The sequence below is a fragment of the Bradyrhizobium sp. CIR18 genome (assembly GCF_014198295.1).
Taxonomy (GTDB): domain Bacteria; phylum Pseudomonadota; class Alphaproteobacteria; order Rhizobiales; family Xanthobacteraceae; genus Bradyrhizobium.
Genome location: NZ_JACIHF010000005.1, coordinates 296753 through 315105 on the forward strand (window position 1 = coordinate 296753; position 18353 = coordinate 315105).

An 18353-nucleotide genomic window follows, 5' to 3' on the forward strand; every position below is an offset into this window, starting at 1 on the left:
GCCGCAAGGACGGTGTTCGATATCGCTGATGGGCGTGAACGTCGTCCAGCTTTCGCGCGTCAGACCCCCTGGCGCGATCTCACCTCCAGATCTTACTTGCCGTTCCGCCATACATGCTGTGATCTCTTACCCAAGGGCGAGCCGTCCCCGGACCGCCAATCGGCGTCTTCTCACGGGGCTGATTTCCGGTCCGGCGACCGGCCTGACGAGCGTCAACCTCGATCGTGGTCTGGCCATTGATCCCAAATCTTTATCGGGACCGACGTCGTCACCGGCGTACCTGCTGATCTGGGCAGCGAAGTTGAGGGCTCGTTTTGCGGAGTCAGGCTTTGGCGATGTGCACCAGTTGTGCGAAGCAGGACAGCAGCAGTCAACAGGGACAACCCCATCTCATTTACCGTCGAGAGCTAATCCGAAGGAGAATTTTCCATGATCAACTCGTCCCCGGCAGCCCGTATCCTGGATCGGCTCAGCAAGGCCTCGTCGGCGGAGGATTTTTTTTTGCTACTTGGCGTCGATTACGACCCTAAAATCGTGAATGTCGCGCGCCTTCACATCTTAAAGCGCATGGGACAATATTTTGCAAAAGAGCAATTTGCTGGTGTCGCAGAGCTGGAGATCAGAGCTCGGTGCAAGGCGATGCTGGAGCAGGCCTATGCCGATTTTGTGGCATCGTCACCGATCGACCAGCGAGTGTTCAAGGTTTTGAAGGATGCCGTCGCAGACCCTAAGAAGGCCACGGCCTTTGTCCCGCTGAGCGAGCTGAAGTGATCTCGCGCTCCACTGCAAGCAAGGTGTGCCCGACGGGGCGCCGTGGCAACCCGATGTCCGGCCTTCGTCTTTATCCGGGTCAACTCTCTGCAGCCGTCACCCGAGCGGCGGCTGTCGTATTCCCGACCCATGTCTGGACTGGTCCTGTCCACGGTATCAGCGGCTGTTTCAAGTGTCTGCCAAACCATTACTTTCGACTGACTTTCAATTGTTTTTGTAACTGGTACGACAATTGCTGTTGTCCTGCCGATCCGATCATCGATGCCGACAGATGGTAGTCGTCCGAGATGAGGTTGAAGGGAGACCCGTGATGCTGCGTTTAGTGCCTGCCGAGCCCTGCGCCATCATCTCGTGGCCTACGATCGCGCAAGGTCCGTTCGAAACGGTCTTAGGCGATCAAGGCTCCGTATGAACCTTGAGATGGTGGTCAATGGATAAGTCGCCCGTTCGCGCTACACCTGGAGAGGGTATGCACAGCGTCGTCCGCATCAAATCGGTCCCCGATTCCGCTCAGATTTGTATCCATCTCATGGCGGATAGCAACATGCGTCAGGAAGAGGGCCAACGTCGCCCCATACGGGCTGTCCGCACTGGAGGCTCGGCATGGATGGCGTGACAGGTGCGTTGCCAGGATCGCCGTCGTCGTCACAGTCGATGTGGAGCCGCTGGGCCGAAAGTGAGGCGCAGGTATTGCGGAGCGAACGGACTCGTCAACTCAGGCATGGAAGCGAGCGGTCAGAATCACCGCGACGCCCTGGTCGCCGCGGTGGCGCTCGTCAAACGCGGCGCGCAAGCGTTCAGTGTGGAAGACCTCGCCAAATCCGGCCGGACCGGTACGTCTATCGCGACGGCGCGTCTTGTTGTGAGGCCGGTCGGACCAAGCAGACGGGGCAGAGCAGCCGGCCACTTGCTGACCAAAAGTGATCTTCAGTTAAGGAAGCTAAAAAGCAACCTGTGGCGCGGGCGCGCCTATCTTTGAGGGGAATTTAGAGTATGAGCAATGTCACCAGAACGGCCATGCCGGCGCCGGCCGGGCGCGCAGCAGCCAAAAAAGAACTGCCGGAGCACTTCAAGGCGTACAAGCACGTCTGGGTCTTCGTCGAGCTGGAGCGTGGCCAGGTGAATCCGGTTTCATGGGAGCTCATGGGTGCGGGACGCAGGCTTGCCGACAGGCTAAAGGTAAATCTTGCCGCTGTCGTTATCGGTCCGGAGGGGCAGCACACACGTAACGCCGCGCTTGACGCCTTTTGCTACGGCGCCGATCTGGCCTATCTCGTGAGCGACAATGTTTTGTCGGATTACCGCAACGAATCCTACACCAAAGCGCTAACCGAACTCGTTAACACCTACAAACCCGAAATCCTACTGTTGGGGGCGACGACCCTCGGTCGCGATCTCGCAGGTTCCGTGGCGACGGCCCTGTCGACGGGGCTCACTGCCGACTGCACCGCGCTGGAGGTCGACGCCGATGGTTCTCTTGCGGCGACGCGTCCGACCTTTGGTGGCTCGCTGCTCTGCACGATCTATACCTTGAATTATCGTCCGCAGATGGCAACCGTACGCCCGCGGGTCATGCCGATGCCTGAGCGCGTCGTACGCGATGCCGCTCGTATCATCGTCCATCCGCTCGGCCTTGTCGAAGATGATATTGTCACAAAAGTATTGTCGTTCCTTCCCGACCGCGATGCAGAAACGTCCAATCTGGCCTATGCCGATGTCGTGGTTGCGGGCGGCCTGGGATTGGGATCGCCTGAGAACTTTCGGTTGGTGCGCGAGCTCGCAACTCTGCTTGGCGCTGAATATGGCTGCTCGCGTCCTCTCGTGCAAAAAGGGTGGGTTACGTCTGACCGGCAAATCGGCCAGACGGGCAAAACCATCCGGCCGAAGCTCTATATTGCCGCCGGCATTTCCGGCGCGATCCAGCACCGGGTTGGCGTGGAGGGCGCGGATCTGATCGTCGCCGTCAATACTGACAAGAACGCTCCGATCTTCGACTTCGCCCATCTCGCGATCGTCAGTGACGCCATGCAATTGCTGCCGGCGCTGACGGCCGCATTTCGTGCCCGGCTTTTGCCGAATTCGCGCGCCCGTATCGCAGTCTAGAGGAGATGATGATGATTGAAGAGAGATTCGATGCGATCGTGGTGGGAGCCGGTATGGCCGGCAACGCGGCGGCATTGACCATGGCTAAACGCGGCATGAAGGTGCTGCAGCTCGAGCGGGGCGAATATCCCGGATCAAAGAATGTGCAGGGCGCTATCCTCTACGCCGACATGATGGAAAAGCTGGTCCCCGAGTTTCGAGAAGAGGCGCCGCTCGAACGTCACCTGATCGAGCAGCGGTTCTGGATGATGGACGATCGCTCCCATGTCGGCATGCATTACCGCTCGGAGGACTTCAACGAGGAACGGCCGAACCGCTACACGATTATACGCGCCCAATTTGACAAATGGTTCTCTTCCAAGGTGCGGGAGGCTGGCGCGACCGTGCTGTGCGAGACGACCGTCACCGAGCTCGCACGGGACGAGCGTGAAAGGATCGTCGGTGTTCGTACAGATCGCCGAGACGGCGAAATACACGCCGATGTCGTCGTGCTGGCCGAAGGGGTCAATGGCCTGCTCGGGACGCGCGCGGGCCTGCGCGCGCGCCCGACACCCGATAATGTTGCGCTTGCGGTGAAGGAAATGCACTTCTTACCTCGCGAGACCATCGAGGCACGCTTCAATCTCAAGGGCGATGAAGGCGTCGTGATTGAGGCGGCCGGTACCATTTCCCGCGGCATGACCGGAATGGGTTTCATCTATGCCAACAAAGAGTGCATTTCGCTCGGCATAGGTTGTCTCGTCGCCGACTTCCAGCGCACGGGCCAGACGCCCTACGGCCTGCTCGATCAATTCAAGAGGCATCCCTCTGTGGCGCCCCTGATAGCAGGGTCCGAAGTCAAGGAATATTCGGCCCATCTCATTCCTGAAGGCGGTTATAAGTCGATCCCGCAGCTTTATGGGGAAGGGTGGTTGGTCGTGGGCGACGCGGCCCAACTCAACAATGCCGTCCATCGTGAGGGCTCCAATCTCGCGATGACTTCCGGCCGCATCGCCGCCGAAGCGATAGGTCTGGTGAAATCGCGCGGCGAGCCAATGAGTGCAACAAATCTGTCGATCTACAAGAAGATGCTGGACGATTCCTTCGTCGTCAAAGATCTAAAGAAGTACAAGGATTTGCCGCCCCTGATGCATACTCACTCACAAAACTTCTTTCTCACCTATCCGCAGCTCATCTCCAAGGCGATGCAAAACTTTGTGCGCGTCGATGGTACGCCGAAGGCTGAGAAGGAGAAGGCGACCCTGAAATCCTTTGTCAAGGCGCGGTCATGGACAGGTCTGTTCGGCGATGCTTGTCGTTTTGCCCGGGCCTGGCGCTGACCGCAACAGTGTGTGAAGTCCAACAATGGAAGGTCAAAGCATGAATGTCGAACCCTCAGTGCGCGTCGAAGACAAGCTGTATTACAACCGCTATCTTGTTGACGTCGGTTACCCTCACGTCAAGGTCCGGGCGCACACGACGCCATCGCCGCAGCTACTTGCACTTTTGAAAGCCTGCCCCGCGCGGTGCTACGAGCTCAACGATGACGGCCAGGTCGAGATAACAGTTGACGGCTGCATCGAGTGCGGTACCTGCCGCGTGATCGCCGAGCCCACCGGCGACATCCAATGGAGCCATCCGCGCGGCGGATATGGAGTGCTGTTCAAGTTTGGGTGATGGTGGAACGAAGGGCCATGGTGCGACCGAGTTGGGCGACCGGATCTCACCGTATCTTTGGCGCATTCCGCGTCACATGCACGGCGCCTGGGATTCGAGCAAGACACTCTTCGTGGGGACGCCAGGCAAGACATGACTTGCCGATGTCCGGCTCTTTCGGGAGCCACGAAGGACTGGTTGTGGCGTCACCGAGTGGCGCCACAACGCGGTCGATCTGATGGGAGAGGAAGGATCAGTCTCCCGCTTGAGAGGGGGTGGGCCCAGCGGCCTCGATTGCGATCGCCACTGACTGCATGATCGCGGCAAAGCGCACGGCGGTCTGGATCGCTTCGAAATTGACGCCCGCAGCTCTCAGTGTTTTCTCATGTGCGTCGATGCAGGCACCGCAGCCGTTTATGGCGGAGACCGCAAGCGACCACAGCTCGAAATCGGACTTGTCGACGCCGGGATTGCCGATCACGTTCATACGAAGCCGTGGAGGCATCACCTTGTATTCCGGGTTGGAAACGAGGTGAGCAAAGCGGTAGTAGACGTTGTTCATCGCCATCACGGAGGCTGCGGCTTTCGCTGAAGCGATCGCCACAGATGTCATCACGGCGGACGCAGCCGATTCCATCGTGGCAATCAGGGCTGCATTGCGGGTGGCAATCGCGCTCGCCAGCAGCAGCCCGTATTTTCGTTGCGGTGAAAGCGTCTCATCGGCCACCAAGGAGGTCAAGTTAAGCCTGACGTCCTTCGCGAAATCGGGAATCCTGTCGCTTATTTGTTCGATCGACAACATGCCTCAAGCAACCTTCAATGTTTCGCCGCCGATTTCGCGGTTGCAGGGACAGAGCTCGTCGGTTTGCAGCGCGTCCAGAACGCGGAGCGTGTCCTTAGGGCTGCGCCCGACACTGAGGTTGGTCGCATAGACGTGCTGGATCGTGTTTTGGGGGTCAACAATAAAGGTGTAACGATAGGCAACCCCTTCGGGTGAACGCACCCCAAGACCATCGACGAGCGTTCCCTTTGTGTCGGCAAACTGCCATATGGGTAGATTGTGCAGATCGACATGTGAGCGCCGCCAAGCGAGCTTGCAGAACTCGTTGTCAGTCGAACCACCCAGTACAACTGCATCGCGGTCGGCGAAATCCTTGGAAAGCCGGGCAAACTCAGCGATCTCTGTCGGGCAGACGAAGGTAAAATCCTTCGGGTAGAAGAAGATGATCTTCCATTTTTCTGGAAAGCTCGCTTCGGTCAGCGTCTCGAATGCACTCTGTCCTCGTTCCTCCTGCGCTTGAAAACCGGGCTTCACTCCTGTGATTTCGAACGGCGGCAACTGACTTCCAATTCCGAGCATGCTGTCCTCACAAATTTGCTTATCTGTAGAAGGTGACTTCACTGTTGAAGCAAGCTATATGCCATCCGTTCTCAGGAGTGGATTCCAGCGGCTTTGATACAGGCAAGCCCGCGCGCTTAGAGCGCCGATCAGCGAAAAATCTGTAGCCAAGCGATTCCTTGGCAGAACTCATGAAAACAGTCTTGCTTTGGGCGACCGCCTGAGATGTTCGCTTGCAAGCGTCTGGTCAGAGCCCGTTCTGCGTCCCTCAGAGCAAACTGCCTCATCTCGCCATCAACGTGCCAAATGACTGTGGGCCTGCCGAGATCTAATGGAAATACTGAACCTGACGAAGCGCGACGTGCGTAGCATCTGGCGTAAACAAGATTGGCTGTATCGCCGCGACAACAGATTGCGCTAGTAAGGCCAGACGCTCGCCGTTGCCAAATAAGGTGCGAGTAATCATAGGCTACGGCGCCTCCCGCATTGAGGCGCTTGAAGCGGCGGTAGATCACCAGGCTCGCCGTTGGCGGCGATTGGGGCTTGGACTCTACATAGCGTCAGGTTGTACAGTCCGGATCATACCTGCGGCGATCACTCTGAAAGCTTCATGGTCAAATGAGAGACCTCAATGTCTCAAGATCTTAGGTGCATTGGGTATGTGGCTGTGCAGGCTTGACGCGGTTTGTCGCGGATGTGAGGGCATTGGCGTGAAGAATCGAATGCGAAGCAGAACGTTCCGTTGCAAGTATCAAATCCCGGTAGCTCTTCCAACGGCGATGGATCAGCCCAATTTCGATCCCAATGTGCCTCGTGCGACCTTGCCCGGAAACAGTACGCGAACGCCGTTGCTCTTCGGGTGAGGCAAGTTGGCTTTCGTTTCTCTTGGACTGTTTCAGTTTTAGCGATGCCGCTCAGGGGCGGGCGCTCTGCTGCAGCAGGCAAGGTTGGGCAAGTGTGTGTAATGCGCGAGCTCGGTGCGATGGGGGTCTCTTTTGCTCAGGCATCCATCTCGTCGGCCGGCGTTTTTGCGCTGGAGGCTCTGTGGACGGTGCACCGGCGTGTGGCTCTGGGCGGCTATGAAGAGTTATGTCATCAAGGGGGAATGGTATTGAACGGGCCGAGGCGGATGCGCTCCGCGCATTCCATCGCATTGACGATGATCGGAATGGGAATGATACAGCCGACTTCCTCTTCATGCCCTTGAACGATGCCAGCGCTACGGACTTCAATCACCACGGCTCCCGTTGGTCGCTGCTGCTGGTGGACCGCCGCGATCGCAACAATCCCGTAGCCCACCACTACGACTCCGCCAGGGGGCACAATGATAGCCCTGGAGCCATGCTCGCACAACGTGTGGGGGCCAACCTGCAAAACGCCTCCATACGCCAGCAGAGGAACGGCTACGATTTCGGTGTCTTTGTGCTCGACGGTGTGCGGGCGCTGGCCAGGCGGTTGGCGGGGAGACGACAGCCAGACCTAGACCTTAGCAATCTCGTAGTCGACCGGCAGGCACTGCAGAACCGACTGAGGGGTTGATGTCGGCTTGAACTGGTTAGCGCGTGCGGCTGGTTGAACTGCGACGTCTGGCCATTGAAAGTCCGCAATCGGCCGTTCGCGGGGCAACACGTGGCACAGAGCGTGGGAGCGGACGCCAGAGCTAAGGCTGTTTTCGGAGGTGGTGGAAGAGTTTGATTGGCGATGTCGGAGACGACGTGCTCGGCAGTCTCATTGTCGTCATCAAGCGGTCCGGTATCGTCGTGCCCATTATCCGCGGCTGGGGCTGAAGGCCCCGCTGCGCGCGACGCGCGTTGAAATATCGCACCACCACTGCTCCAAGGATTGACGATCGCAAGGCAGCAGCGTGCCAACGCCCGCGGTGAAGGTTCGCCACTCGGCAAGGCATTTTTTCGGAACGGCTGTCAGGACTGGTACGCCTCGGGTGATCGCGTCAACGAATTCGGCGCGCAGGCCGCGGCCAGCGGCTTCTTGTTTGGCGAATTTGTTGATCACGAGAAGATCGATCTCGTCGCGAAGTGCCTGGGAAACGACAGCTGCGGCCTCGGCAAGCCCATTTGTATCGAGATTACAGGACATAGCTCCGCTGCCGAGTGGCTGAGAAATCGAGATCTCTTGTCCCGTCGCAACGTCAATTGCGAGCATGACATGCGTGCCATTTGCGCACCTCGAGTGTCGCTGCACGATGCCGCCGATGCGTACGCCTTGCTGCGCGATATCCTGAGCGAAATCGGCCAGTAGCCTATCGACATCGTCTTTTGGACGGTAGAGAACAGCCCCCACACTATTCGGATCTATCTCATCCAGATTATCGATCACGGCGGGGTTCCTGTTGATGTGTTTCTCGTATCGGGGCATAGCTGTCGAACGCTCTCATGCGGATCGTGGCACGCGTTGCAAGCCCCGCTCGGCAGCCCCGAGCGGAACGGCGCGCGCGACCTCCGCAAAAACGTCCGCTCCATTGCTGAGCCGTAGCGCATCAAAGGAGCGGCGCGTGATGCGCGCCAAAAGCGGCACGCCAGAACGGCCAGTTTCAAGAGCCAGAACCAAGGTGACCTCCGCGTCGTCGAACGGCAGAGAGGCTTTGATGCGTGCCGGAAATACATTGAGGATAGAGCTTGCCCGTGGGGGCTCGCACGCGATGCTGACATCGCTGGCTGCGATGCGCAGCCGCAGCTGCGCGCCCGGTCTAAGCGGCACTCCAGGTATCAGAAGGCGCGCCCCGTTGAGGCGGAGCGTGATCAGCCCATAGCGTCCGTCATAGCCGCCGACCAAGGTATCAAGACAGACTGCCGCTTCGCTGCGCCTGGCAAGCGCCGGATCGCTCTGAACGACATTGAGCGGCCCGGCCGCAATCACGAAGCCATCTTTCATCATGACAAGATGATCGGCAAAACGCTCGATATCAGCGATATCATGACTGATGTAGATCATCGGCAATGGGAGCTTTTCCCGCATGCGCTCGAGAAATGGCAGGATCTCGCATTTGGCGGAGCGGTCGAGCACAATGAGTGGATCGTCCAGCAGAAGTAGCCGAGGCTGGCCTAACAGCGCGCTGCCAAGGGCAAGTCGCTGTCGCTCGGCCACGGAAAGATGTGATGGGGAGCGCTCGAGCAGTGGCGCCAAGGCGAGCAATTCGACCACACCATCAAAATCGATCAGTGTCGGTGTCGATTTCGACGCCTTATATAGGAGGGCGCGCCGTACAGACCAATGAGAAGGAAGAATTGATAGCTGGAATACATATGCGACGGGACGCAGATGAGGCGGTCGAAACGTCGTCTCATCCTGCCAAATCTCTCCATCGACCGCACAAAATCCACTGGGCAGACGCTGCACGCCAGCGATGCAGCGCGCGAGTGTGGTCTTGCCGCACCCGGGCGGACCAAAAATCGCTGTGACGCCTTTGGCTGGTAGGCTGAATTGCGCATCAAGCGGGATATTTGCGAGAGGGTCGTTGAAGGCAACCTCAATATAGCCCGTTTTTGCTTCTCTCATGAACCTGGGCCTGTGCTGTATCGTCCTATCCAAGTTACGAACACAATCGCTGCAATGCAGATGATGGCCATGCCTCCGACAATCCAGTCTGTGCCGCTCCAGAACGGCGTCTCTGCTCGCGTGAGGGCATAAGGTGCGGCGGCGGACTGCAGATCGGTGTTAAGACCAGAGGCTTGTTGAGTATCCCCGCGCCGCGAGGATCTTGACAATCGGACGCTGCCCAGTGCGCTTGCCAATGAGGGGCAAAGCGCCTGTCCAGCAGCGCGAGGTTCTGAGCCTGCTCCTCCGGGCGGAGGGCTTGTGCTGAATGTCCAAATGGCGCGGCTTGAGAGGTTTGGCGGTAAACATGTCGGCTCACGCCAGAGCTGAATACTGGCTCGGAGCCGGAAATTCGCATCAAGGATCCCACAGCTTTGGTAGCCGATTTGAAGTTTGCGCCGGTTGCCATGGTCATGGCCTCTGCATTCTCGGGTGCGAGCAGCATCAAAGCCAGATCGATCAGGATGAATCGGATAAGCCTCATTGGAACTCCGGCTCCGCCGCGGCCGCTTCCTTCGCGGCATGGGACATCGTTACCCAGCAATCCGCGTGCCGTTTCAAGGAATATCTGTGCGTCTAGCGGCAAGGGGGCTTTGTATCGGTTTCCACCGGACGTCTTAAATCGACGCATCTTATTGTAAGGGTTTGAACGCTCGCGACACCAACCGCACATGCAGGAACTAGGAGATGGAAACTGAGGATGATTCATCGCCTCTTGCATTTGAGATGGCGCTTTGGCGAACACGCGGCCGTAAAACTCGTTAATGATGCATTGCAATGCGAGGTGACCCAGGATTGATCTGCCCGAGATGGATAATTTGACAGGCGCCTAAGGAATTCTTGCGTCCGCGACGAACGGGTTGGGGCTCGAGGCTCGCAATGTGGGTCTGCTGAATGCTCCAGCTTGGACCGCGGCATCGCCTGATTTCGCTGTGGCAGCGCTATCTTCATCGCTAATCACAACAAGCGTGTCCGCTATCGTGAAGGCCTTTTTGTCTAAGGAGCGCTTTGGGGCTGCACCCGGTCCGGGTGGGCAGTATTGGGGTAATCGATCTTTGGCAGCTGGCCGGTGAGCGAACTCAGAAAGACGACAATCTCGTCAGCTTCTTCATCGCTGAGCTTTGCGCCAGGCTGAACCTCACTCATCACGTCAACCGCTTGCTTAAGACTCCAAACCTGACCAGAATGGAAGTAGGGGAGACGCAATGCGACGTTGCGCAACGGCGCCGAGCGGAAAACATACTCGTCGCCAAGATCCTTGGTTACGGTAAAACTACCCTTGTCTTCCCTCGGAAGCAAAGCTTTCGGCTGGCCTTTCGCTCATGCCGAACGGGAAGTAGTCCTGTCGACCGACGTGGATCCCGTTGTGGCAAGAGGAGCATCCCTTTTCGTAGCTTCAGTCCGGCTTTTTGCTGATCAGTGAGAGCATATCCGTCGCCATCGCCGATAGCCTCGGATCGAAAAACAAGGACTTGCGAAGTGTGAACTTTTCATGGGTTATAGGATTGTCCTTCACCGCTGGAACGATTGAGGGAATCGACTTGAAAATCCGCTTGGCGGCGCTCATCAAATCCTCATCGGCGCCTGCTGCTGGCGAAACCAGAATGGCTGCTGCCACAACACTTGAGCTGCGGACCAAGGAAAGCTCGCGTACCGACAATTTCCTCATGTGAAGTCTCGCTTTTGTCCTAGTGGAATCGCGAACATAGGCGCGGTTCGCGTCCGTCCGCAGAAAGACCTGCAGCAGTCAACGACGCATGGTGTCTTCCGAGTTCCGGCTAGGCTGCGCGCTGCCGGCGTTAGTAGCAACCGGCGTGCCAGCGCGGCTCAAGGCCGAAGCCGCTGAGCTGGTTTGAAGCAATTGCGTACCGTGAACAGCAGCAAGCGGTTTGAGGCTGTCGAATCGACGGTACGTGACGGTTGCCACAATCACCATCCAGCCACAAAGCGAGCTGCGTCGACGCAGCTTGTCGCCGATCGTCTCGATGCGTGCCCTTTTCGCCTTCAAACCCTACACTAGGCCAAGCGTCATCCACCAACACCGGTGACCTTCCTACCCGGGGCAGCCGGTCAGGCCTGCAGTTGTCGGCAGTTCGTCTTACTGCCGTACTGGGTATGCCCGTCTCAGAACGTATTCACACATGCGGGACGCTCAAAGTGCTTGAATCGACCGTAGCGTCAGGTTGTAGGCATTGCGTAGCAGAACACCATATTGGGAGCCAGTCGCCACACAAGCGCTAAACGGCCGATCTTCGTTGTATCTCGCTCTTCGCAATGAGCGTGTTGCGCTTGGCGGGACGATGATTCGAGAGGCCGTCATCATTGCGGCTACCCCGCAACAGCGACAGTGGCTGCCGAGGCGCCCATCCGGTAAACAGATTACGCTCGCGGGGCGAAGAATAATAGTGAAGGATATGCGGCTTAAGACAGGTTTGGTGAATCAAGAGCGGGGAATGAGCTGGATTTGCAATGCGCATCGCTGTGCAGCCGCCCTAGCTGCGATCGTGATCGCAGCCACGTGGTGCACAGGACACGCTCGTGCGCGGGATCGGCGGGCCGAGGAAGTCTTCACGTCGTGCAGACCAGACGTGAAGCGCTTCTGTGACCACTTTACAGGGCGTAGCGATGTGGACGTAGCCATATTTTGTCTTAGGGACAACTTCAAGAACTTGCGCGGCGAATGCCGCCGCATGATGCCAACCGCGGCGGAGAGAAACGACGGACCGAGACGACGTCTCAACAGACTTCCGATCGTCCTCCATCGAGAGTGAAGCGTCCGAGCAGCAGTTGCAGAAATCGAGCGACAGTGAGGCGTTCAGACTGACGGGCGCCGGAATTTGGCCGGCTTGGTGGCCGAAGGTCGATCGCGCTGGAAGCTGCCGAGCGCAGTTCATCTATCAGGGGGACTGAGCTCCGTGAATCGACTGGCCTCGATCACCGATCAATAGTGCGCCGACGCGTGTTACGAGGTTGTAATGCGCTCTGAACTTCTATTTCGTACTGCAGCAGTTGCGCTTTATTCAGCGCTGCAGTCATTCGCCGACTTTGAGGCCGTCGTGAGATTGCCATCGGCTCACCGTAACTGGTCGGAAGGACGATCTGCGCAAACTGTGGTGGTTACGGCCGGACATCTGCAGGAATCCGTGCTGCCCATCAATCTAGGGCGTTATGGTCGGCAACCAGGTATCTTCCGTCAGGCGGCTAAATCGCTATAACTGGCAAAAGATCGCCGGAATGTTAGCGTTGGAGGTTTGTTCCGTCGCGGTCTTCCTCAGATTTCTCAGCTGGGGATTAGCTTGGTCTCGAGTGCCGGCCTCAAGGTACAGATTGAGCTAGGAAACCTCTTTTTTTTAGCTGCCCATCGGCTTCTCGAAGGAACCGCTTGATGCCATTGCGGCGTTCTCGATGGGCGCTTCAGGGGAGTCGCTTCGCCCGATCGTGGTGCTCTTGGCCGAATACACTTTAGGGCTCAAGGTCAAAGGAAACGCCGTCGACAAGAGCCGTTCAAAGGCAGAAAGCTGTTCAAGCAGACGCTTCTCGACGGCCTTGGGCTCCGAGCCAGGTAGGTCCCTTTTAAGGAATCGACGGCAGCGCCAGATTTCGTTCCGCAGCCATCTGATCTCACTCAATGTATCATCAATTGATGTCATCACAGATATAGTTCACTTCGTCCCTGGAGTATCAATTATGGCGATCGTCATCGAGCGGCCATTCCTTGGCTCCGCATTCCTGCCGAACAACCGCATCCGAGGACTTGCGACTTCACGTCCGTCTTTCGGCGAGCAGTTCGATGTATGCCACTCTTATCATCGATATCACCCTACACCGCGCGCGCGACGAGAAATCGAGGCAGATCCTCGCGTTTTCACGGCCCTGCGATCGTGTGCCTTTGCACAATTCCTGCGCTCCACAGGATTGATTGGTGCGCGAAGAAAAACCGAGAACCGGAGCAGTTAAATTCATGTCCGACACGCACGCGGCTCAAGCAGGAACTATTAACGCATAACGCATGTCCCCATGGTCGATGGCGGCGGAGCTTGCAAGAGCTCGACGGCTTTGTTGCCTGTTGAGTCGCTGGGCGCGACCTGACTTGGGCCACAGCTCGCGAGTCGCACCGTAGCGATGTCGAGCTCTAGCGGCCCAAGCGGCGTAAAGCGGCGGCGGCTTCTTGCGAACGCCTCCTCTCTGATGCTGGTCAGTCCCGTGGTGGTACCCGGCATTCGCAATCGCTTACCCGATAAATAATTTATGGGCGAGGTGGACCACATCAATAACATGAGAAAGCAATGGGGACGATTGTTCTAGGAAGGCGAGCCAGCCTGACTGCGATCCCCGGCACGCGCCATCCAATGAAAGAGACGCATGCGCCGGGATTGGGATCTTGGCAATCTGACGCAAATGTCGGCTAGACGCAGTGTCGAGCCAAATGAGCATTCCATGGACAATCTTGCTATCGACATCCGCTGTGCACAGTCCGCCTCAGAAGACCAATTTGATAGCTTGAATCTCACGCTGCGACAGGTTGTAGGCTTGCTGATGCGTAAAAGATAAAGGCCCGCTTGGCAGGCGTTGATGGCGCATCGCAAGTGGAGACGATGGGGACGGCGTGCCGATTGCCAGTTTTCGCGCTTGCGGGCGATGGCCAGGGAGCCATTTGCATCGTCTGCACGGGGCGTCGGGCTAAGGTACACCGACCAGTTGGAGTCGCGAGATGGCCTGGATGGTGGAACGATACAGGCAGCAGAATATGGCTGACCCCAGCCGTAATCGCGTTTTTAGCGGTCCAGCGAAAGCACGCCGGGTGAACAGCCCGCGCTCGCAAGCAAATACTCCAACGGAATAGACTGTTCATCCGGCCAGAGGCGATGACCGGCAGGACTGATGGCCGCACAGAGCGCTGCGGTGAAAGCTCGGAAGGTCGTTATGTCCATTCAAACCAGCCTCACGGGGGCACTAGGCAAAATCGATCGCGCCAGCGACATCGTTGCATTCTCAATAGTGGTGGTCACGCGCGACAAGAAACTGCGCAACGTCGACCCTTCGAACAAAAAATCAGAAGGACAAGATCTTGAGCCAGGCGGAGAATGACGTCGTCGAGCACATGCTCTCGTCATTGACGACCAGCTTGTTGCAGAACCGTATCGCGCCCTCTGACGAGCAGGTGATGCATCATTTTGGGCTAGCCTGCGAGAGAGCGGGACTGATCGCGACGGAGGAGATGGCAATACGGATTTCACGCGAGATCAATGAGGCGCAGTCGATGCTCGAGTTCATTGATCGCGGCGCGGATCGACTAAATTGAGCTCGGCATACAGAAAGTCTTCGCACCAGTGCAGATGCAGCTGTTCGATCATTCAGTCGAACGCGTACGGGTCAAGTGCCGTCTCATCAGCGCTTGCCCGTCGAGATCTGCGACGGTGAGCCGAGGGGGGGAGGTCCGGTCTTTCTGGCCGATGTCAATGGCTGGGAACTCGTCATCGGAGAAACTGAGCGAGCCCGTGTTGTTAACATCGGATGCGCGCCGCGTCTCGTGGAAGGCCGAGCGGCATGAGGCGCGATGGGCTGCAAGCTTTTTAGCTCAGCTATTTAGCATAAGCGTTGAACGCAGGGGGAAGTGGGGCCGCCTCCGCAAGCGACAGCAAAGTTGCGAGCCTAAGCGTCCCGCTGCCAGGGTGCCGGCGCCCGGCACCAGTCGGCCCAGCTCGAAGTAATTCACTGCGTCGCGCTGAGCCTAAGGTTGTGTAATTGATGGGAGCCGTCCAGTTTCGTCGCTCCGCGGTCTGTCAGCTTATCGACAGCTGGCTCTCGTATCATGAACATCGCTACTCGCTGGCAGAGCCGGCTAAGGGCTAGATCTGGCAGGGGGCACCGGGATAGACTCCAATATCAACTGATCCACGAGCGAGACTTCGCCTGGGTTCGCTGCCCCGTCTGAAGTTACTCGGTAGCACTCGCCAGCGTATTCGCGCCAGCGGTGCGTGACGGCCCCGCTGTGTGATCGCACTTCATTGCAGTTAGCCGGTGGAGCGTTCTCCATGGCCGGTAACCAGTTCTAAGATGCGCCCCGGCGCGTTTGCTTCATTTTGCTACCGAAGAGACGACATCGATGAATGCAGAACAGCTCGGCGCTGGTACTCCTTCCGCAACGTCCGATTCGGAAAGCTCCGAACCGGGCTCTCCGGCCGCATCGCAGTGGGGAGAGGCCTTAACGGACGTTCAGGCGTCCGCTGCCGAGGCGGCTGCCTCGCAGGACGAGATGTTGACGGACTGGGCTGCCGAAAACGGGCAGGGGCAACATGAGGATCGGCAACAGGCGGTAACGAGGGCTTGGCGGGGCGCGGGCGATCTCAATGAGCCGTTAGATCTGTCGTCTCTGTCCCTGACCGCCTTGTCGGCGTCCATTCCGGCCGGGTTGCGCCGCCTGAATGTCGACGATAATCAGCTTAACAGCTTGCCCGAGACCCTTCCGGCGAGCCTCCAACGGCTCTACGCCAGCAATAATCGGCTGACCAGCCTACCCGAGCTTCCACCTGGGCTGCGGCGGCTCTATGCCATCAGCAATGGGCTGACGCGCCTGCCCGCAGAGCTGCCGCCGGGATTGCGGCGGCTGAATGTCGACAACAATCAGCTGACCAGCTTGCCCGAACGCCTTCCAGCAACGCTTCAGGAGTTGGACGTCAGCGGCAACCGCCTGACCCACCTGCCCGGGCTTCCAGCCGGGCTCCAGCGTCTGAACGTCGACTACAATCAGCTGACGGACCTGCCCGAGCCTCTTCCGGCCGAGCTCGAATGGCTCAGCGCCAGCCACAACTGGCTGACCAGCCTGCCTGAGACGGTCCCGCCCGAGCTGCTGTGGCTCGGCGCCAGCAACAACCAGCTGACCAGTGTGCCCGAGACCCTGCTGACGCAGCTAAGTCGTGACTCGAGCATTGATCTGGAGAATAATCCGCTCGCCGATTGGGTGCAGGCCGGCCTTGCAACAGCGATGCATGCCGGACACTATGCCGGCCCGCAGGTTTTCTTCTCGACGGCGGACGGAGCGGTGGAAATTCAGCCGCGGTCCCTGCAAGAGGTTGCCGCGGACTGGCTCGAGGACGAGCCCATGGCAATGGCCACTTGGCAGCACTTCGGCCATGAAGCGGGGGCCGCGGACTATGCACGCTTCCTCGACAGGCTCCGTGGCACCGTGAACTATGGCAACGAGGCGTTCCGCCAGGCGGTCGCCGAAGATTTGCGGCAGGCAGCCGTTAGGCCGCGTTTGCGCGAGCAATATTTCGAGTTGGCTTCGGAAGCGAGCGCGAGCTGCGAGGATCGCGTTACTTTGGCCTGGAACGGAATGCAGACCGCACGCCTGAACGCTGATGTCGAGGACGGCGTCTATGACGGGCGACTGGGCGAACTGCTCCAGCACGGCCGCGTCATGTTTCGCTTGGAAGCGCTAGACGAAATCGCGCGCGAAAGGGTCAACTCGCTTCGTCGTGCCGATCCGGACGCGGACGTCGATGAAATCGAGGTCTACCTTGCCTACCAGACCCAGCTGCGCGACCCGCTCGAGCTGCGGCACATCGCTCCCGACATGCGCTTCATGAACGTCTCTCACGTGACCGAGGACGATGTGGCCAGCGCTGGGGCATCGGTGCGGAATCAGGAAGCGGCGGAATTTGCCGATTATCTGGCAACGCGCTGGCAACCGTGGGAAAGCGTGACGAGGCGCATCGCGCCCGAAGATTATGCTGCCATGCAGGAGCGGCTCGTCGACGCTATGGGCGAAGAGTTTCAAACCCGTCTGAGTCTCCAACTGGCCGAGGAAGGTTTGACAGGCAATGCCGATGCCGAGCGGGTGCTCGGCGCCCAGATCCGAAACGAGATCGCCCGCGAGATCAAAAGCGCGGTCATGCACCAGGTGCTCGGGAAACTCGGCCTTGATCTATGAGCGTCCTCTGATGGAAGGGCCTGTCGATCCGCCTAGCCGCTCACAAGGTGAAGACAGTTATCGATCCTTTCGCGGACGTGTCTGCATGAGCTATTCGGCGAATGAGCTGCCGTCACTGCCGGTCGCGTGATCGGTGCGGACGTCACGGTAAAGATTGGGCAATCCACTGCAGATTCGTACACCGCAATTCATGCGTTCGCGTCCCGTTGAGAACGCTATTGAAGACTGCTCATAGCCGCACGAATAGCTGGCAAGCAGATCGGAATCTCAGGTGGCCCTTGTGGAACGTAGGCTGTCGATATCCGTGCCCCGAGATCGATAGGCCTTTCGCAGCATCACACTCGAATCCAGATCGCGAAACATGCTGTAGTTCCGTCGGATCCATTGATGCAGCTCGGTGGACCAGTCCTTCTCGTTGCGCAGATATCCAGTGAAGGAAAAGCTAAGCCGGTCTATATATCTTTTGAGGAACAGAGGAAGCGCGGGAATCCGAAGCACCCGCTCGCCATCCATCGCTTCAGGTAATTCGCCACGCAGCACGAATTCATTGTGGACGGTGACCAGCGACGCCGGTGGAATTCGCCGCTGCAGCATTTCATAACCGCGAAACGAGATGCGGTCAGCGCCCGCGACGAAGAGGATGATAGGGGCGACATAGCAGCGCGCCGTCTCCTTCATGAAGCCGATCTCATCGCACATTTTAAAGAATTCGTCGAAGGCGTGAAAGCCGAGATCGATTACCTTGGGTACCCGATCGTGGATGACAAGGGGGTCCATCAGCTGCATCTTGCCGTAAGTGTCGATCACATCCGCGGTCTCCGTGATATTGGGGAGGTAGTCGAGCAATGACGGCTCTTTCAAGTTGACATCAAACGACAGCGCTGTGCCGTTTTTCAGCAACAAGAACTCGCTCATGGCCCGAGCGATGAGAGTTTTACCGACCTGCGGGCTAGGAGAGCAGATGATGTAGATGGGGGTCGCTAACATAGCCAGCAGATCAATTGTGTTTCGTACGTG

16 protein-coding genes are annotated in these 18353 nt (G+C 58.2%); 9 read left to right on the plus strand and 7 right to left on the minus strand.

All coding sequences use genetic code 11. The annotated features are described in order from the left end of the window. Positions 1–429 precede the first annotated feature (429 nt). From nifW to GGD65_RS19495, 4 genes are all read left to right on the plus strand, one after another. Positions 430–771 carry a nitrogenase stabilizing/protective protein NifW gene (nifW, locus tag GGD65_RS19480; protein WP_183236293.1) on the plus strand — a complete coding sequence of 114 codons (342 nt, stop codon included), beginning with the start codon at positions 430–432 and terminating at the stop codon, positions 769–771. A gap of 993 nt (positions 772–1764) precedes the next feature. After that, the gene (locus GGD65_RS19485) at positions 1765–2874 is read left to right on the plus strand and encodes an electron transfer flavoprotein subunit alpha/FixB family protein (protein ID WP_183236294.1); all 1110 of its coding nucleotides are present in this window, start codon (positions 1765–1767) and stop codon (positions 2872–2874) included. Positions 2875–2885: 11 nt separating this feature from the next. Beyond that, positions 2886–4193 carry an FAD-dependent oxidoreductase gene (locus GGD65_RS19490; RefSeq protein WP_183236295.1) on the plus strand — a complete coding sequence of 436 codons (1308 nt, stop codon included), beginning with the start codon at positions 2886–2888 and terminating at the stop codon, positions 4191–4193. A 40-nt stretch (positions 4194–4233) separates the two neighbouring features. After that, positions 4234–4530, plus strand: a complete 297-nt coding sequence (locus GGD65_RS19495) for a ferredoxin family protein (RefSeq protein WP_179733220.1) — start codon at positions 4234–4236, stop codon at positions 4528–4530. 232 nt (positions 4531–4762) lie between these two features. Here GGD65_RS19495 and GGD65_RS19500 read toward each other — a convergent pair whose 3' ends face one another. From GGD65_RS19500 to modC, 5 genes are all read right to left on the minus strand, one after another. Further along, the gene (locus tag GGD65_RS19500) at positions 4763–5311 is read right to left on the minus strand and encodes a carboxymuconolactone decarboxylase family protein (protein ID WP_183236296.1); all 549 of its coding nucleotides are present in this window, start codon (positions 5309–5311) and stop codon (positions 4763–4765) included. A 3-nt stretch (positions 5312–5314) separates the two neighbouring features. Further along, positions 5315–5869, minus strand: a complete 555-nt coding sequence (locus GGD65_RS19505; RefSeq protein ID WP_104461824.1) for a peroxiredoxin — start codon at positions 5867–5869, stop codon at positions 5315–5317. A 1074-nt stretch (positions 5870–6943) separates the two neighbouring features. Then, a complete protein-coding gene (locus GGD65_RS40980) occupies positions 6944–7147 on the minus strand; it encodes a hypothetical protein (RefSeq protein ID WP_183236297.1) in 204 nt (67 codons plus the stop codon). 468 nt (positions 7148–7615) lie between these two features. After that, positions 7616–8185: a DUF2478 domain-containing protein gene (locus GGD65_RS19515; RefSeq protein ID WP_312017718.1), complete on the minus strand. Its 570-nt coding sequence runs from the start codon at positions 8183–8185 to the stop codon at positions 7616–7618. A gap of 54 nt (positions 8186–8239) precedes the next feature. Next, entirely contained in the window at positions 8240–9364 is a 1125-nt protein-coding gene (gene modC, locus GGD65_RS19520; RefSeq protein ID WP_183236299.1) for a molybdenum ABC transporter ATP-binding protein, read from the minus strand. Between the two features lie 307 nt (positions 9365–9671). Between modC and GGD65_RS19525 the strand changes: the two genes are divergently transcribed. After that, positions 9672–9983: a hypothetical protein gene (locus GGD65_RS19525; protein WP_183236300.1), complete on the plus strand. Its 312-nt coding sequence runs from the start codon at positions 9672–9674 to the stop codon at positions 9981–9983. Between the two features lie 816 nt (positions 9984–10799). Here the strand turns inward: GGD65_RS19525 and GGD65_RS40215 are convergent. After that, a complete protein-coding gene (locus tag GGD65_RS40215; protein WP_246783339.1) occupies positions 10800–11072 on the minus strand; it encodes a hypothetical protein in 273 nt (90 codons plus the stop codon). Positions 11073–13090: 2018 nt separating this feature from the next. Here GGD65_RS40215 and GGD65_RS19535 point away from each other — a divergent pair. From GGD65_RS19535 to GGD65_RS19550, 4 genes are all read left to right on the plus strand, one after another. Next, entirely contained in the window at positions 13091–13360 is a 270-nt protein-coding gene (locus GGD65_RS19535) for a hypothetical protein (protein ID WP_183236301.1), read from the plus strand. 966 nt (positions 13361–14326) lie between these two features. After that, the gene (locus GGD65_RS19540) at positions 14327–14491 is read left to right on the plus strand and encodes a hypothetical protein (protein WP_183236302.1); all 165 of its coding nucleotides are present in this window, start codon (positions 14327–14329) and stop codon (positions 14489–14491) included. Continuing rightward, a complete protein-coding gene (locus GGD65_RS19545; protein ID WP_246783340.1) occupies positions 14472–14705 on the plus strand; it encodes a hypothetical protein in 234 nt (77 codons plus the stop codon). The genes GGD65_RS19540 and GGD65_RS19545 overlap by 20 nt, the downstream gene beginning before the upstream one ends. Before the next feature lie 804 nt (positions 14706–15509). After that, positions 15510–17336, plus strand: a complete 1827-nt coding sequence (locus GGD65_RS19550) for an NEL-type E3 ubiquitin ligase domain-containing protein (protein WP_183236303.1) — start codon at positions 15510–15512, stop codon at positions 17334–17336. A 267-nt stretch (positions 17337–17603) separates the two neighbouring features. Here GGD65_RS19550 and GGD65_RS19555 read toward each other — a convergent pair whose 3' ends face one another. Next, complete coding sequence (locus GGD65_RS19555; protein WP_183236304.1) at positions 17604–18323, minus strand: hypothetical protein; 720 nt, start codon at positions 18321–18323, stop codon at positions 17604–17606. Positions 18324–18353 lie beyond the last annotated feature (30 nt).

Excerpts from the sequence above, each read along its gene's own strand:
- nifW (WP_183236293.1), top strand. The coding sequence starts at position 430 with ATGATCAACTCGTCCCCGGCAGCCCGTATCCTGGATCGGCTCAGCAAG.
- GGD65_RS19485 (WP_183236294.1), top strand. The coding sequence starts at position 1,765 with ATGAGCAATGTCACCAGAACGGCCATGCCGGCGCCGGCCGGGCGCGCA.
- GGD65_RS19490 (WP_183236295.1), top strand. The coding sequence starts at position 2,886 with ATGATTGAAGAGAGATTCGATGCGATCGTGGTGGGAGCCGGTATGGCC.
- GGD65_RS19495 (WP_179733220.1), top strand. The coding sequence starts at position 4,234 with ATGAATGTCGAACCCTCAGTGCGCGTCGAAGACAAGCTGTATTACAAC.
- GGD65_RS19500 (WP_183236296.1), bottom strand. The coding sequence starts at position 5,311 with ATGTTGTCGATCGAACAAATAAGCGACAGGATTCCCGATTTCGCGAAG.
- GGD65_RS19505 (WP_104461824.1), bottom strand. The coding sequence starts at position 5,869 with ATGCTCGGAATTGGAAGTCAGTTGCCGCCGTTCGAAATCACAGGAGTG.
- modC (WP_183236299.1), bottom strand. The coding sequence starts at position 9,364 with ATGAGAGAAGCAAAAACGGGCTATATTGAGGTTGCCTTCAACGACCCT.
- GGD65_RS19525 (WP_183236300.1), top strand. The coding sequence starts at position 9,672 with ATGTCCAAATGGCGCGGCTTGAGAGGTTTGGCGGTAAACATGTCGGCT.
- GGD65_RS40215 (WP_246783339.1), bottom strand. The coding sequence starts at position 11,072 with ATGAGGAAATTGTCGGTACGCGAGCTTTCCTTGGTCCGCAGCTCAAGT.
- GGD65_RS19535 (WP_183236301.1), top strand. The coding sequence starts at position 13,091 with ATGGCGATCGTCATCGAGCGGCCATTCCTTGGCTCCGCATTCCTGCCG.
- GGD65_RS19540 (WP_183236302.1), top strand. The coding sequence starts at position 14,327 with ATGTCCATTCAAACCAGCCTCACGGGGGCACTAGGCAAAATCGATCGC.
- GGD65_RS19550 (WP_183236303.1), top strand. The coding sequence starts at position 15,510 with ATGAATGCAGAACAGCTCGGCGCTGGTACTCCTTCCGCAACGTCCGAT.
- GGD65_RS19555 (WP_183236304.1), bottom strand. The coding sequence starts at position 18,323 with ATGTTAGCGACCCCCATCTACATCATCTGCTCTCCTAGCCCGCAGGTC.